We start from the raw sequence: 13,793 nt of genomic DNA, 5'->3' as shown, positions 1-13,793 counted from the left end.
GGCGACCTTTATGACTTAGGACGTTTCAGGACCACCTGCACATAATGTGCTGAGGTGGGCCTGGCGGGAAACTGACAGGTCACCAGTTCCCAACCTTGCCGACCCATATCGCTCAGGTAGTTTTGCAGGTTCTCACTGTCACAATAAGTAGTAATAAAGCCTTTTATTTTGACTTTGATTTCGGCGGTTTTATATTCCCAGTTCATTAGTAAAGACTCCCTGCGTTAACCACTGGCTGGGTGTGCTTATCGCCGCATAGCACCACTAAGAGGTTACTGACCATATTGGCCTTGCGCTCTTCGTCCAGCTCCACCACCCCCTGAGCTTTGAGCTGCTCAAGGGCCATTTCTACCATGCCGACAGCACCCTCAACAATGCGGGTACGGGCAGCAACGATAGCAGAGGCTTGCTGGCGCTGTAGCATGGCACTAGCGATTTCCGGCGCGTAGGCCAAATGGCTGATGCGCGACTCGTGCACGGTCACGCCCGCCTTATCCAGGCGCTCCTGGATCTCTTCTTTTAAGCGTTCGGAGATCGTTTGCGGATGGCTGCGCAGCGCCAGACCGTCTTCTTCCTGAGGGTCATAGGGGTAGGAGCTGGCCATATTACGCAGTGCCGATTCACTCTGGATACTGACAAAGCTCTCGTAATCGTCCACCTCAAAGACCGCTTCGGCGCTGTCGCTCACCGACCAGACTACGATAGTGGCGATCTCGATAGGGTTGCCCTGATTGTCGTTAACCTTGATCCGCCCGCTTTCAAAGTTGCGAATGCGTAAAGAAATGGTACGGCGCATAAAAAATGGAATGGTCCAGCGCAGCCCGGTGGCTCTGACCGAGCCCACGTAGGCACCGAACAGAGTCAGTACCTTGGCCTGATTGGGCTGCACCATAAAAAAACCGCCCAGACAGATAAGCGACAGTATCAACAGAATGAGATGCACGACCACTGCCGGACTCCCTTGGTAATTAAGGCCACTAACAGAGTAGGGGATCAGAACCAGTAAAATCAGCAAGGCCAGGTAGCCGTTTAAAGAAAATCCGCGCTTTTCTTGCATGGGTAGCTCCGTTGTTATCATTTGATATCAATTTGATATCAAATCTAGTTCTTACAGCTGAGTCTGTCAATGTCGGTATCTAAATTATGTTACTGTCCAAGCAGTGTGAAACGAGGGGTATAAGGAAGCTCGACGTTGGAAAATTTTGTTTTAATCTTGTTGTATCTGGCCATTGGTCTGGTTATGCAGCGCAGCAGTTCCATTCCTGCGCAAACAGGGTTGGTACTGAATCAATACGTGCTTTATGTCGCGCTACCGGCATTGGTAATGCTCAACGTGCCTAAACTGACCTTTTCGGTTGAGCTTTTGTTGCCGGCGCTTGTACCCTGGGGATTACTGGTGATAACGGCAGGGCTGGTATGGGCGGTATCCCGGGCGTGTCATTGGGATAAGGCCACCACGGCGGCGTTACTGGTTGTGTTGCCTTTGGGCAATACCTCTTTTCTGGGTTTTCCCATGGTGCAGGCGTTCTTTGGCGATACGGGGTTAACCTATGCCATTATCTATGATCAGGCTGGATCGTTTTTAATTCTTGCCAGCTATGCCATGGTCATGGCGGCGTTGTTTAACCCCGATGTTGCAGCTCCCTCGCCTCGTGGTATTGCTAAGAAGATCCTACTGTTTCCGGCTTTCCTCGCCTTGCTGTTGGCTCTGATGCTAAGAGGTTGGACTTACCCGCCACTAATGACGAGCTTCTTAGACAGTCTGGCGCAAACATTGGTGCCAACCATTATGATCGCGGTGGGCTTTCAGTTTCAGCTAAAACTGGATAACAAACAGGGACGTCCTCTGCTGTTTGCATTGATCACCAAGCTGCTTGTGGTTCCGGCTATTGCGTTAGCCGTTGTATGGCCGTTGGACGTATCGCCACTGCTGGCGCAGGTCACGGTATTTGAAGCGGCTATGCCGGTGATGGTGACCGCCGGAGCGGTGGCCATTGGTGCCAATCTGGCCCCCCGGTTTGTGGCGACCCTGGTAGGGGGCAGTATTTTATTAAGTCTGGCCACACTGCCGCTGTGGTATTGGGGGCTTAGCTATCTGTACTGACCTTATTATGAGGCTGTCCCGCCACAAAGTGCCTGATATTGTCAGCGACTGTATTCACCAGTCTTTGGACGGCCGCTTCTGTGGCCCAGGCGATATGGGGGGTAACAATCAAATTGGGCTCTTGCGTGTTTAACAATGGATGACTGGCCTGCGGCGGCTCCTGACTGAGTACATCGATAATAGCACCGCCGATGCGCTTGTGCTTTAAAGCCTGCGCGAGGGCGTATTCATCCACTACCGGGCCGCGTGCGGTGTTGATTAAAATGGCGTCCGGCTTCATCAGACTCAGGGCGTCGGTATCGATCAGCTTGTCGGTTTGAGGCGTTAACGGGCAATGCAGGCTGAGTACATCGGCCTGACGCAGTACGTCCTTAAAAGGTATCCTGCCGGGACGACAGGCGGCACTGTTTTTACGCTCGGCAATCAGCACCTGCATTCCAAAAGCCTCGGCCAGTTTGGCCACCGACTGTCCCAAGGTACCGAAGCCGATGATGCCCATGGTTTTGCCAGCCAGTTCGTCAATAGGGAAGTTCAGGCAGCTAAATACCGGACTTTGGGGCCAAAGGCCATTTTGCATGGCATCGCGATAGGCAAAGGTTTGGTGCTTGAGAGCTAACAGCTGAGCAAACACATACTGGCTTACGGCGGGACCGGCATAGTCGGGGACATTGCAGACGGTGATGCCCCGTTTCGAGGAAGCGTCGAGATCAATATTATTGGTGCCTGTGGCTGCCACTACAATCAGTTTTAGCTTGGGACACTGCTTGATAATAGTTTCATCCAGCAGCACCTTATTAGTAATCACAATCTCGGCCTCCTGGCAGCGCTCAGACGTCTGTTCAGGGGGGGTGACCTGGTGGCGAACCAGCGAATCACAGGCCGCCTCCATGGGACCTAAGTCGGCCCAGCCTAGCGTTTTGGCATCCAGCAACACAGCGTGCATAGCGTCTCCCAAGGGTAAAAGCATGAGACGGTCAGATTAGCACTGAAGCACCGGCCCTCACAATCTGCCAAAAGCCCTTGGAACTCCTTTATTTAAGCGGCGAAACGCCTTGCAATCTGCGGCTAAATCCGTAGAATACCGCGACCCTTCAACCTGAGGGTGGTTGGGTGTGTAAGTGTATGTCAACGCTTAACGAACTTTGAGGCATTTATGGTTACTATTCGTTTACAGCGTAGTGGCGCGAAAAAGCGTCCATTTTACAAGGTCGTAGTGGCAGATAGCCGCCGCGCCCGTGACGGTCGCTTTATTGAGCGCATCGGTTTCTTTAACCCTTATGCACAGGGCCAGGAAGAGCGTCTTCGCTTGGATCTGGACCGTGTTGAGCACTGGGTCGGCCACGGCGCCAGCCTGTCTCAGCGCGTTGAGCGTTTGGTTAAAGACGCTAAAGCTGCGGCTTAATTTAGTTGTAGAGATACAGGTATAGGATGAGTTCTGCATCGGAAACTATCGTGGTCGGCAAAGTCGGAGCACCTTATGGCGTGAAAGGCTGGGTCAAGATCATCGCCTATACCGACGAAATGAACGGTATTTTTGACTATTCCCCCTGGCTGGTTGGCTCGGGTGAGAAGAGTCAGGAATACCAAATCGAGCAATGGCGTAAGCACAACAAAGGTATTGTGGCCAAGCTTGAGGGCGTGGATGGCAGAGACGCAGCCGACCGGCTGAAGAATCTGGACATTCGCATTCGTCCCGAGCAGCTTCCTGAACTGGAAGATGGCGCATTTTACTGGCGTGAGCTGGTCGGTATGCGGGTGATTAACCAAAACGGTTATGACCTCGGTAAAGTACAGGACCTGTTTGAAACCGGCTCCAACGATGTACTCGTTGTGAAAGCCAACATCAATGATGCCTTTGGTCGCAAAGAGCGGATGATTCCTTATCTGGAAGAGCAAGTGGTTGTTCAGGTGGATAAGGACAACAACACCATCAAGGTAGACTGGGAGCCGGATTTTTAATGACCCGCAAATTTTGTGTGGTCAGCTTGTTTCCGGAGTTATTCCAGGGCGTGACCGAGTCCGGGGTGTTTGGACGCGCGGTAAAAAACGGCCTTGTTGAGGTAGAGTGCTTTAATCCAAGAGACTTTACCCACGACAAGCACCGTACCGTAGACGACCGGCCTTACGGCGGCGGTCCCGGCATGTTGATGATGGTGCAACCGCTTACCGATGCAATACACGCTGCCAAACAGGTGGCGGGTGAACAATCTAAGGTGATCTACTTATCACCTCAGGGAAAAAAGTTGGATCAGCACGGCGTACAGCAGCTGTCGGAGAAGGGTAACCTGATTCTGGTAGCGGGTCGCTACGAAGGCATTGATGAGCGTGTCATCAAGGCCGAGGTGGACGAAGAATGGTCCATCGGCGATTACGTGTTAAGTGGCGGCGAATTGCCTGCCATGGTGCTGATGGACGCGGTGGCAAGGTTCATCCCAGGCGTGCTGGGACACGAACAATCCGCCGAGCAGGACTCCTTCAACGAAGGACTGCTGGACTGTCCCCACTACACGCGCCCGGAAGTCTTAAACGACGAACGGGTTCCCGAGGTGTTATTAAGTGGCAATCACGAAAAAATCAGGCAGTGGCGGTTAAAACAGTCGCTGGGAAGAACCTGGCAACGACGCCCTGAAATGTTAGAACACCTGGCTCTGACTGAGGAGCAGCAGCGCCTGCTGGAGGAATTCCAACAGGAGCTGATGCAGCACGATGACAGTTAATTCCAGGACGAGAGGTTATGATGAGCAAAGTCAATCAAGATATCATCAAGCAAATTGAACAAGAGCAAATGAAAAAAGACGTGCCCGAATTCGGCCCAGGTGACACCCTGCTGGTTCGTGTACGTGTAAAGGAAGGGGATAAAGAACGCCTTCAGCCGTTTGAAGGTGTGGTTATCGCTAAACGTAACCGTGGCCTGCATTCCGCTTTCACGCTGCGTAAAGTTTCCAGCGGTGAAGGCCTGGAGCGTGTATTCCAGACGCACAGTCCTGTTGTTGCTGAGATTCAGGTGAAGCGTCGTGGTGACGTTCGTCGTTCGAAGCTGTACTACCTGCGTGAGCGCTCAGGTAAGTCTGCACGTATCAAAGAAAAGCTTAATACCAAGGCTTAATCCGAACACATCCTGCGTTGACATACTTACACTCGAGAGCCCGCTTTATGCGGGCTTTTTTGTATAGCAAGGAGCCAGGCTTCGCTAAAGGATTCCTCTGTTAACATGCCTCGGCGGAAGGCCAACCCCTGATATTACCAGCCTGAATGTAAGAATAGGGTGGCCACCCTCGCGACTTGTCCGTTTTGCTATTCAGTAGCTAACTTATCAGATATGATGCCTTATAAGCATAATAATGATGGTGTTGACACTGCAATAATGGGACGTTTCGGATTACTCGCGTGGCTTCTGAGCACGTGTTACCTGACAATGACAATAACGATGGCGCTTGCTGAGAACGAGCCATCCGTAGACAGTGTCTGTCAGTCCGCTCCCAAGGCCTGCTTGAAACAGGTGTCTGTGCTACTAAAAAGTACGCCGGAGAGCAGTCGACGTTGGCTGACGTTAAAGCAATATCAGCTGGAATCGTTATTTTTATTAGAAAAGTTCCCACGTCTGAAGCGGGAAAGCTTGGCATTGCTGGAGCGCGAACCCTTGCCACCTGTGTTGGAGGTCAGGGCGGAAATTTACCTGGCCAAATCGTTAATCATCCTCAGTGAGAAAAAATCTGGCGAAGCACATCTACATAGCGCGATAGAAAAACTCAACCATCTCAATGAGGTGGTCCCGAACCCTTTACGACTGGTTGATGTTGCCAACTTATACCTGTACCTGAATGAGTACGGAAAAGCGCTTCAGTTCCTTGAGCGTCTGAAAGAGCAGTACCATCAAAACCGTGACCCAGTATTTAATATGGAGCTGTATGGCAATCTTAGCCATGCCTGTCGCAATTTAGGAAAAATGGAGTGTTTCATTGAGTACAGTGAAGAAACGCTCAAATGGGGGATGATTGAAGGTAACGAGCAGCAAATTGGTGTCGCCTATAAAAACTTAGGAAGAGCGTACAAGCAGGTGGGGCGGTTTAACGAGGCAAAACAAGCATTCAAGTCAGGTATCGAGCATGCCATTACCAGTGGCGATCGTCGCTTAGAGCATAAACTGTATTTGTTTATGGCAGAGGCACAAAAGCAATCTGGCGACCATACCAAGAGCCTCGACTACCTGAGTAAAGTTCAGCAAGAATTACTGATGCCGGGCCATCAAAATCGTTACGTTCAGTTAAAAGGTGAGTTAGTACGCTAAATCAGCGTTTTTGTGCCAGCCAGCGGTCCAGGCCATTGGCAAAGGCCTGTTTGTCCTTCTGGCCCAGAGGTGGCGGGCCACCACCTTGAATGCCACTACTGCGCATGGTGTCCATAAAGTCACGCATATTCAGTCGTGACTTGATATTGGCCGAATCCAGCATTTCTCCCCGGGGCGTAATCACCGCCACACCCTTAGTAATTAACTCGTCAGCCAGCGGCAGATCGGCAGTGACGGTCAGATCACCGGGTTGTGCCCGTCTAACCAGTTCATGGTCGGCCATATCGAAGCCACTACTGACCACCAATGCGCGAATCAATGGCGATGGGGGCACGCGCATGGCGTGATTGGCGATCAGTGTCAGTGGTGTCTGGGTGCGTTGGGCGGCTTTAAACAGGATCTCTTTGACCATCACCGGACAGGCATCGGCATCGACCCAAATTTGTTGTGACATGTTCTTTTCCTTTTGTCCTGACATTCGCACGGTTGGGGAATCGTTTGTTCTGCTGTCAGGCTATGGCACACTGATGGCATCGGAGTGTAGCACAGAGACTCGACAATGAGCGCAATACAGATGCCGGAATTTGCCGGTGTACTTTATGCCATCCTCAAGCGCCACCCTGAGGGGATAAAAGAATACGATCTGATTAACCTGTTAAAGCAGCCAGAACAGGGGGTGTTTGAACCTGAACTGGACTTTGGCGACCCGCTGGTGCTGTTTCAAACCCACTTCATTCTGTTCCATCAGCTTTATATGCTGCGCGACCAGCTGCTGGCCGAACAAAGCGGCGATCTCAGTATCCATACTACTCATATTGCTTTAAAGGAGTACCAGCCCGGACAGGCCGGGATCACCGAAACCGACCGTCTGCGGGCTTACTATCTGGACCTGTCCGAACTGGAAAAAACCGGTGTGAACGATGTGGAGCAGTTATTAAATGGCTTTTGGCAGAACATGGATGCCTGCCTGAGTGATGAAGAGCGCCTGACAGCGCTCTCGGAGCTCGGACTGGACGCCGATGCCAGCGAGCAATCTATAAAAAGGCAGTACCGTAAACTGATGCATCAATATCATCCCGACAAGCACGGCGGCAGCCTGTCTAAGAGCCAGTCTCTGACGGCTGCTTATCGTAAGTTGATCTGAATAACCACATTTAGTTATTGCCCCTCCTGATATAAAGTGATAAAAAGTCAATTAAGTTACAGAAAAGCATAAATCAATGATTGTAAATAAGGGTTTACACCCGCTGTTTAAGACCGCTCGATATTATTGATTCCTCCCTTTAGGGCCTTCTCTTATAGGCCCTGGGCCGGAACCGGCCCGCCTGTGCTTAATTCTTTTTCTCTCAAAACAAAACACAAATAGGTAATACCATGCAAAAAGACACCGTTTCCAACGTTCATGTCTCTTCGGAACAGGTCTTAGTGACTCCGGACGAACTGGCTCGCGAGATGCCCATTTCTGACAAGGCTCGCAGTGCCATCGAACAAAGCCGTAAAACCATCGCCGATATTATTCATCGTCGCGATCATCGTATGCTGGTGGTTTGTGGCCCCTGTTCCATTCACGATGTCGAAGCGGCCAAAGAATACGCTCTTAAGCTCAAGCAGTTGCATGAAGAAACCAAAGATACCCTGTATGTGGTGATGCGGGTCTACTTCGAAAAACCGCGTACCACCGTGGGCTGGAAGGGCCTTATCAATGACCCTCACCTGGACGGTACCTTCGATATTGAACACGGACTGCGTAAGGCGCGGGAGCTGCTGATCTGGTTGTCGGAGCTGGAGTTGCCGGTGGCAACCGAGGCCTTAGACCCCATCAGCCCGCAGTACCTGGGCGATCTCTTTAGCTGGTCGGCCATTGGTGCGCGTACCTCAGAGTCACAGACTCACCGTGAGATGGCCAGTGGCCTGTCCATGCCAGTGGGCTTTAAAAACGGCACCGACGGCAGCCTGGATATTGCCATCAATGCTCTTAAGTCGGCGGCTTCGTCGCATAACTTTATGGGCATTAACAAGGAAGGCCAGGTCAGCATTATTCAGACTCAGGGTAATCCGGATGGCCATATCATCCTGCGCGGTGGCAAACAGCCAAACTACGATTCAGTGTGTGTATCGGACTGTGAGCAAGAGCTGCACGATGCCGGTATGAATGCGTCTCTGGTGGTGGACTGCAGCCACGCTAACTCTAACAAGGACTATCGTCGCCAGCCTCTGGTGGCCGATAATGTGGTTAATCAGATCCTGGAGGGCAACCAGTCCATCATTGGTGTGATGCTGGAAAGCCACCTTAATGCCGGTAATCAGAAAGGCGATGGTAAAACCCTGTCTGAGCTGGACTATGGCGTTTCTATTACCGATGGTTGTATCGACTGGAGTACCACCGAGAAGCTGCTGCGCGATACGCGCGATAAGCTGATCACCGTATTGCCCATGCGACTGGATAAACTACAACAGGCCGGATAACCCATGAGCGAGCCCACCAATCCCTTAGCCTCCTTAAGAGCGAAGATCGACCAGTTGGACAGTGAACTGGTCGAGCTGCTGGCCAAACGCCTGGACGTGACCCGTCAGGTGGGGGAGTACAAGAGCCAAACCGGTATGCCCATTTACATGCCGGAGCGGGAGGCGGAACTGATTGAAAAGCGCCGCCAGGAGGCCGAGCAGCATGGCCTTTCCGGGCAGTTGATCGAGGACTTGCTGCGCCGCATTATGCGCGAGTCTTATCAGACTCAGAATGTGCGCTATCGCTGCGCCAAACCAGAACTGAGTAAGGTAGTGGTCGTGGGCGGCAAGGGCGCACTGGGCCGGGTGTTTGTGGATATGTTCGAGCGCTCCGAATATCGAGTGGAAACGCTGGAGGCAGACGACTGGCCGCAGGCTGAGTCGATTCTGGCCGATGCGGGGTTGGTCATCATGGCGGTGCCCATCACCCAGACCGAGGCCATTATCCGCAAGCTGCCCAAACTGCCTGAAGACTGTGTGCTGGCGGATATCACCAGTATTAAATCCGGTCCGCTGAAAGCCATGATGGAAGTACACTCAGGTCCGGTGGTGGGCTTACACCCCATGTTCGGCCCGGATGTGCCCAGCCTGGTTAAGCAAGTGGTGGTGGTTTGTGAAGGTCGTCAGCCGGAGAACTATCAGTGGCTGATTGAGCAGATGCGCAGCTGGGGCGCGCTGCTGAATTTCTCCGATGCCAAGGCCCATGACGATGCCATGAGCTTTATTCAGGTGATGCGCCACTTTGGCACCTTTGTGTATGGCGCTCATCTGGCCGGAGAAGACCCTAACCTGGAGCAGCTGATTCAGTTTAGCTCGCCCATCTACCGGCTCGAGCTGACCATGGTAGGGCGCTTGTTTGCCCAGTCCCCGCGCCTGTACGCTGACATTATCTTCGACAACGAGCAGTCGGTAGGCCTGCTGAAACGCTTTCGGGAGCGTTTCGACAAGGCTCTTTCGGTGCTGGAATCGGGAGATAAGGACAGCTTTATCGGCGAGTTTAACCGCATCGGCGACTGGTTCGGCGACTTTGCCCAAACCAGCCTGACCGAAAGTAAGAAGCTGCTACAAAAAGCCGAGGATGCCAGGAGTTAACCCGGCTTTGAGCTTGTCCTCTTAAGCAGTAGTCGCTGTTTAAGAGGATAAGAATCAGCATAAAACCTAGCCATCAGATATTCACCTTGGTGGTTTGATACCTGTTCAACCGCCACTATGGATTCCGGCTTTTACAGGAATGACGGGGTAAAGCGACAATCTGTTCTATTAGGAAAGTACATAACAATCATTCTGTCATGCCGCACCCGATGCGGCATCCAGTCTGTTTGACCTTCAGTGCTAGCATTGTCCTCCATGCTCTATAAGTCACACCAAACCCAAACCATCGTCGCCCTGAATTTAGTTCTGGGCCCAACTATATTGTCATCCCGAACTTGTTTCGGGATCTAGCTCCTGCTTTTGAGGTGGATTCCACCTTTGGCCTCCCTGCCGGATATGCGGGTTGTGTTTCTCGGTAATATACACAGAGGAGACTCGGTTTGTGCAATCATTGGATAAAAGATGACCTATAGCGCAATGGGTTAACTTGTTGTTAGTATGGGATAAACGGAGAAAACACGGACGTTCCCATGCACAGCCTGCCTCACGGATACCCGGAATTCTCAGTAATACACCGTTATGCTCTCAAAGTAGATCAGGAAACTTAATGTTAAAAGAACTAAGTACGTCATTAAAGGCACAGCTGTATGAAAGAGTAAGTAGCCCGATTTTGGGTAGTATTTTAGTTTTCTGGTTAATATTTAACTGGGAAGCGGTGTTCTATTTTCTCTTGTCAGACTCAGCAATAGAGGATAAATTGGCATATATCCAGAGTAACTTCAGAAATTTTGACCGTAATGTGGTTTACCCTCTATTGTACAGTGCGCTGTTCTGCTTGCTGTACCCCATTGTTTCCTACATTCCGTTCTATATATGGGAGTGGACCTCCTCTCATAAGTTGAGGTCTAAGAGCAAGCTTTCTCTATCAGAGCCTTTATCTATTGAAAACTCAATTGCCATCAGAAAGGAGTTGATCAATAAAGAAGAAAAAATAAGAAAGATAATATCTGATAACAATAACGAAAAAGATGAATTAGAGAGCGTAATAGATAAGCTTTCCAGAGATAATGAAAGACTGTACAAAGTTATATCAAAATTTGAATCCATTCGCCCAGCTGAATACGTTGAACTATCAGATGATCAAGAAACAGTTTTGACGTATTTTTCAAAATTGGAAGACAATCATCAATACATACCGAGCGATATCATTGGGGACAATGACGTATCATTAGATTTTGCTGTTAAAACTCTTGATCAGCTGGAGAAAAAAGGGCTTCTTAAAAAATCAGGAGAAACCTTTGGAATTGAAGAAGGATATGAGATCACAAATGCTGGAAGAAAGTATCTAGCTGATAAGGTGATTTCAGAGCATGAAAATAAAACATAGCAAATGCGAGTTGTCGGACAGATACTCCTCTGCGCTCCGTATCAGCCGGGACTGCTAGCGTTATCAAATTGATTTGGGCAGAGTTGCATGAAGAAGTGGCTTACAGAAAACAAGATATATTTTGAAACGGCCGCGGCGTCGTTATTGGGGATCATGGCCGTCTTGGTCTCAATATCGCAGGTGTTACTGTCTTGGAAACAAACCGAGCTGGCAGAGGCCCAGCTGAATGTCGCTGAGCAATCTATAAGCCCGAGCATCCATGCATTCGTAGTTCAAGTTAGAAATCCGGAAACGGGACGTTTCTTTGAGGAAGAGCTCAGAGTCTATAACCTGGGAGAACCAGCATTAGCAGCGGATATATCCGACGCGGTGTGGTTGCGCGCCAAGCTATACCCGGAGGATACCAGCAAGAACATTATCGAGGTAGAGTTACCTTTGCGCGGCTATTTCTCCGCTACAGAAGTCACTCAGAATGCCGAAGGCCTGATGTTTACATTGAAAGGCCATAAGAACAGTAAAAAACTAACAGATTTCACGAATACGTTCGAGCAGTATGCTGAAAAACACGGTTTTTACGCAGAATTAAGTTTAAGTAGATTTTTTGAAATCGCCTACCGAGATAGCTTGGGTCAAGCGCACACAGACTACTATTCTGTCGTGCCGTTGCGAGGTGCCCGTCAAGTTATCGAAGATATTGGAAAGGCTAAGCTTTCTGGCTATCGGAATAGCTTTGGAAGTGATAATTCAATTGACATTGCCAATGTTACTAAAGAAGAGTTATTGAATAAAATTTTAAACTTCTAGGTTTTCTCGCTGATCATATATCTAACAAATGGCTGTTGTCGGATATACCTACGCTCCGTCACGCCGCAAAGCTAAGTATTATACGACTAAGTGAAAGCATCGAAAGTAACTTGGCGCTAAAGCCTCGCGAATTGCTTTCAATGAATTAATTGGGTAATTTGTATAACAACCAAATATCGGGAAAAAACACGCGGGCTGCTTCGCTTTATAGCCCGCGCGCTTGGGCCACCACACTGGGGCGTTACTAAAGCCCTCTACTGACTGCTAGCTCCCAGCCAGAAAAGAAAAAGCCCTGACTTTCAGGGCTTCTCTATTCATTCCAGAATCGCCACTCTTACTCACTCAGTGCATTAGCCGCGGCCACTTTGGTGGGGCTGACTTCTTCGGTGGGGTAGCAGCCCAGCACCTTCAGGTAGCGGGTCATGCCTTTGAGTTGGTCCAGCGCCATTTGCATGGGTCCGTCCTGCAGGTTGCCTTCCACGTCGATGTAGAACATCTCCTCCCAGGGGTTGCCGTGAATGGGGCGGGATTCGAGCTTGGTCATATTGATGTCGTTGTCTTTGAGAACCACAAGGGCCTCCACCAGGGCGCCCGGCTTTTGTACCGTGGACATCACTAAGGTGGTCTTGGCCGGAATTTGCAGCGGTACCTCTACCGGTTTTCGGGCCACCACAATAAAGCGGCTGTGATTTTCTTTCTGGTTAGCCAGGTTGGATTCGATGGCGGTCAGTCCATAGAGTTCACCACCGGCGGCGCTGCCAATGGCGGCGACGGTGGGGTCATTCAACTCGCTGACCTTCAGCATGGCCGCCGACGTGCTGTCCATGGGTTTCACATCCACATTGCCAAGCTCGGCCAGAAAATGGCTGCACTGGGCAAATACCTGCGGGTGCGCGTAAAGGGTGCGGATTTGCTTGGTGTCGGTGTCACAGCCGACCAGCAGTGCGTGGCGCACCGGATGGGTCAGCTCGCCGACGATGGACAAACTGGTGTGCTGCAGCTGGTCGTAGACTTCGTTAATACTGCCCGATGAGGTGTTTTCGATGGGCAGCACCGCGTAGTCGGCTTCGTTGGACTCCACCTTGTCGATGATCTCGTTAAAGCTCTTACAGCCAATTTCCAAAAGTTCGCCGGGGCGGCGGCTGAAGTATTTCTGCGTAGCCAGATAGCTGTAGGAGCCCTTATCGCCTAAGAAGGCCACCCGGTTTAGAGGCCTGTCGCTGTCGGGGTTGGCACGCTGGGCCAGCAGCATCTGCTGGTTTAATACCGAGTCTTCGATAATCACATGAAACAGGCTGGTGACGTACTGAGGCGTCAGGCCCAGTTTCTGACCGTCTTTAATCAGCTTAATCAGGAGCTTTTCTTCTCTGGCGGTATCCCGCACCGGCAGGTGGGCTTTAATCTTAGTTTCGGCGACATCGTTGGTCAGCTGCTGGCGGCGGGCCAGCAGGGCGAGCAGGTCGGCATCCAGAGCGCTGATTTGTTGGCGCAGGCCGTCCAGTTGTTGGGTGTAATCTGTCATACATCGGGTTCCGTGGTTAATCTAGGTAAAGTCGTTTTCTGTCGCCGTTATTATTGATTTTGTTATCCGGGCTTTTTTCCTGGCCCTTAAA

At 50.8% G+C, this 13,793-nt stretch carries 16 protein-coding genes; 11 read left to right on the top strand and 5 right to left on the bottom strand.

Features of this window, described 5'->3' with window-relative positions; all coding sequences use genetic code 11:
• Positions 1 to 8: 8 nt before the first annotated feature.
• Together HMF8227_RS09425 and HMF8227_RS09420 are read right to left on the bottom strand one after the other, a co-directional pair.
• Complete coding sequence (locus HMF8227_RS09425) at positions 9 to 206, bottom strand: DUF4177 domain-containing protein (protein ID WP_109339942.1); 198 nt, start codon at positions 204 to 206, stop codon at positions 9 to 11.
• Positions 206 to 1,057, bottom strand: coding sequence for an SPFH domain-containing protein (locus HMF8227_RS09420; RefSeq protein WP_109339941.1), 852 nt, complete (start codon positions 1,055 to 1,057; stop codon positions 206 to 208). Before HMF8227_RS09420 ends, HMF8227_RS09425 begins: the two co-directional genes overlap by 1 nt.
• A gap of 135 nt (positions 1,058 to 1,192) precedes the next feature.
• On the opposite strand from HMF8227_RS09420, the gene HMF8227_RS09415 reads away from it, so the two are divergent.
• A complete protein-coding gene (locus HMF8227_RS09415) occupies positions 1,193 to 2,104 on the top strand; it encodes an AEC family transporter (RefSeq protein WP_109339940.1) in 912 nt (303 codons plus the stop codon).
• Here the strand turns inward: HMF8227_RS09415 and HMF8227_RS09410 are convergent.
• Positions 2,088 to 3,047: a D-2-hydroxyacid dehydrogenase gene (locus tag HMF8227_RS09410; protein ID WP_109339939.1), complete on the bottom strand. Its 960-nt coding sequence runs from the start codon at positions 3,045 to 3,047 to the stop codon at positions 2,088 to 2,090. The two genes, HMF8227_RS09415 and HMF8227_RS09410, sit on opposite strands and share 17 nt — an antisense overlap.
• A gap of 210 nt (positions 3,048 to 3,257) precedes the next feature.
• On the opposite strand from HMF8227_RS09410, the gene rpsP reads away from it, so the two are divergent.
• The 5 genes from rpsP to HMF8227_RS09385 all read left to right on the top strand — a co-directional run bounded on the left by rpsP (position 3,258) and on the right by HMF8227_RS09385 (position 6,392).
• Positions 3,258 to 3,506 carry a 30S ribosomal protein S16 gene (gene rpsP / locus HMF8227_RS09405; protein ID WP_109339938.1) on the top strand — a complete coding sequence of 83 codons (249 nt, stop codon included), beginning with the start codon at positions 3,258 to 3,260 and terminating at the stop codon, positions 3,504 to 3,506.
• Positions 3,507 to 3,532: 26 nt separating this feature from the next.
• Positions 3,533 to 4,063, top strand: a complete 531-nt coding sequence (gene rimM / locus HMF8227_RS09400) for a ribosome maturation factor RimM (protein WP_109339937.1) — start codon at positions 3,533 to 3,535, stop codon at positions 4,061 to 4,063.
• Positions 4,063 to 4,821 carry a tRNA (guanosine(37)-N1)-methyltransferase TrmD gene (trmD, locus tag HMF8227_RS09395; RefSeq protein ID WP_109339936.1) on the top strand — a complete coding sequence of 253 codons (759 nt, stop codon included), beginning with the start codon at positions 4,063 to 4,065 and terminating at the stop codon, positions 4,819 to 4,821. Before rimM ends, trmD begins: the two co-directional genes overlap by 1 nt.
• Before the next feature lie 20 nt (positions 4,822 to 4,841).
• Positions 4,842 to 5,210 carry a 50S ribosomal protein L19 gene (gene rplS, locus HMF8227_RS09390; RefSeq protein WP_109341066.1) on the top strand — a complete coding sequence of 123 codons (369 nt, stop codon included), beginning with the start codon at positions 4,842 to 4,844 and terminating at the stop codon, positions 5,208 to 5,210.
• Positions 5,211 to 5,369: 159 nt separating this feature from the next.
• Positions 5,370 to 6,392, top strand: a complete 1,023-nt coding sequence (locus tag HMF8227_RS09385; RefSeq protein WP_162558562.1) for a tetratricopeptide repeat protein — start codon at positions 5,370 to 5,372, stop codon at positions 6,390 to 6,392.
• A 1-nt stretch (position 6,393) separates the two neighbouring features.
• Here the strand turns inward: HMF8227_RS09385 and HMF8227_RS09380 are convergent, their stop codons facing one another.
• Complete coding sequence (locus tag HMF8227_RS09380; RefSeq protein ID WP_109339934.1) at positions 6,394 to 6,846, bottom strand: YaiI/YqxD family protein; 453 nt, start codon at positions 6,844 to 6,846, stop codon at positions 6,394 to 6,396.
• A 105-nt stretch (positions 6,847 to 6,951) separates the two neighbouring features.
• Between HMF8227_RS09380 and HMF8227_RS09375 the strand changes: the two genes are divergently transcribed.
• The 5 genes from HMF8227_RS09375 (at position 6,952) to HMF8227_RS09355 (ending at position 12,180) form a co-directional block, all read left to right on the top strand.
• Positions 6,952 to 7,536 carry a DNA-J related domain-containing protein gene (locus HMF8227_RS09375; protein WP_109339933.1) on the top strand — a complete coding sequence of 195 codons (585 nt, stop codon included), beginning with the start codon at positions 6,952 to 6,954 and terminating at the stop codon, positions 7,534 to 7,536.
• A gap of 230 nt (positions 7,537 to 7,766) precedes the next feature.
• Positions 7,767 to 8,858 carry a 3-deoxy-7-phosphoheptulonate synthase gene (locus tag HMF8227_RS09370; RefSeq protein WP_109339932.1) on the top strand — a complete coding sequence of 364 codons (1,092 nt, stop codon included), beginning with the start codon at positions 7,767 to 7,769 and terminating at the stop codon, positions 8,856 to 8,858.
• A 3-nt stretch (positions 8,859 to 8,861) separates the two neighbouring features.
• Positions 8,862 to 9,989 carry a bifunctional chorismate mutase/prephenate dehydrogenase gene (gene tyrA, locus HMF8227_RS09365; protein WP_109339931.1) on the top strand — a complete coding sequence of 376 codons (1,128 nt, stop codon included), beginning with the start codon at positions 8,862 to 8,864 and terminating at the stop codon, positions 9,987 to 9,989.
• A 607-nt stretch (positions 9,990 to 10,596) separates the two neighbouring features.
• Positions 10,597 to 11,376: a hypothetical protein gene (locus HMF8227_RS09360; protein WP_109339930.1), complete on the top strand. Its 780-nt coding sequence runs from the start codon at positions 10,597 to 10,599 to the stop codon at positions 11,374 to 11,376.
• A gap of 87 nt (positions 11,377 to 11,463) precedes the next feature.
• Complete coding sequence (locus tag HMF8227_RS09355) at positions 11,464 to 12,180, top strand: hypothetical protein (protein ID WP_109339929.1); 717 nt, start codon at positions 11,464 to 11,466, stop codon at positions 12,178 to 12,180.
• Between the two features lie 334 nt (positions 12,181 to 12,514).
• Here the strand turns inward: HMF8227_RS09355 and pheA are convergent, their stop codons facing one another.
• Positions 12,515 to 13,702 carry a prephenate dehydratase gene (pheA, locus tag HMF8227_RS09350; protein ID WP_109339928.1) on the bottom strand — a complete coding sequence of 396 codons (1,188 nt, stop codon included), beginning with the start codon at positions 13,700 to 13,702 and terminating at the stop codon, positions 12,515 to 12,517.
• Between the last annotated feature and the right edge of the window lie 91 nt (positions 13,703 to 13,793).

This window comes from Saliniradius amylolyticus (genome assembly GCF_003143555.1).
GTDB lineage: Bacteria > Pseudomonadota > Gammaproteobacteria > Enterobacterales > Alteromonadaceae > Saliniradius > Saliniradius amylolyticus.
This window is presented reverse-complemented; position numbering and strand designations above follow the sequence as displayed.

Coding starts and splice junctions, on each gene's coding strand:
- HMF8227_RS09425 (WP_109339942.1), bottom strand. CDS start 206: ATGAACTGGGAATATAAAACCGCCGAAATCAAAGTCAAAATAAAAGGC.
- HMF8227_RS09370 (WP_109339932.1), top strand. CDS start 7,767: ATGCAAAAAGACACCGTTTCCAACGTTCATGTCTCTTCGGAACAGGTC.
- HMF8227_RS09420 (WP_109339941.1), bottom strand. CDS start 1,057: ATGCAAGAAAAGCGCGGATTTTCTTTAAACGGCTACCTGGCCTTGCTG.
- rimM (WP_109339937.1), top strand. CDS start 3,533: ATGAGTTCTGCATCGGAAACTATCGTGGTCGGCAAAGTCGGAGCACCT.
- pheA (WP_109339928.1), bottom strand. CDS start 13,702: ATGACAGATTACACCCAACAACTGGACGGCCTGCGCCAACAAATCAGC.
- trmD (WP_109339936.1), top strand. CDS start 4,063: ATGACCCGCAAATTTTGTGTGGTCAGCTTGTTTCCGGAGTTATTCCAG.
- HMF8227_RS09375 (WP_109339933.1), top strand. CDS start 6,952: ATGAGCGCAATACAGATGCCGGAATTTGCCGGTGTACTTTATGCCATC.
- HMF8227_RS09360 (WP_109339930.1), top strand. CDS start 10,597: ATGTTAAAAGAACTAAGTACGTCATTAAAGGCACAGCTGTATGAAAGA.
- HMF8227_RS09380 (WP_109339934.1), bottom strand. CDS start 6,846: ATGTCACAACAAATTTGGGTCGATGCCGATGCCTGTCCGGTGATGGTC.
- rplS (WP_109341066.1), top strand. CDS start 4,842: ATGAGCAAAGTCAATCAAGATATCATCAAGCAAATTGAACAAGAGCAA.
- rpsP (WP_109339938.1), top strand. CDS start 3,258: ATGGTTACTATTCGTTTACAGCGTAGTGGCGCGAAAAAGCGTCCATTT.
- HMF8227_RS09410 (WP_109339939.1), bottom strand. CDS start 3,047: ATGCACGCTGTGTTGCTGGATGCCAAAACGCTAGGCTGGGCCGACTTA.
- tyrA (WP_109339931.1), top strand. CDS start 8,862: ATGAGCGAGCCCACCAATCCCTTAGCCTCCTTAAGAGCGAAGATCGAC.
- HMF8227_RS09355 (WP_109339929.1), top strand. CDS start 11,464: ATGAAGAAGTGGCTTACAGAAAACAAGATATATTTTGAAACGGCCGCG.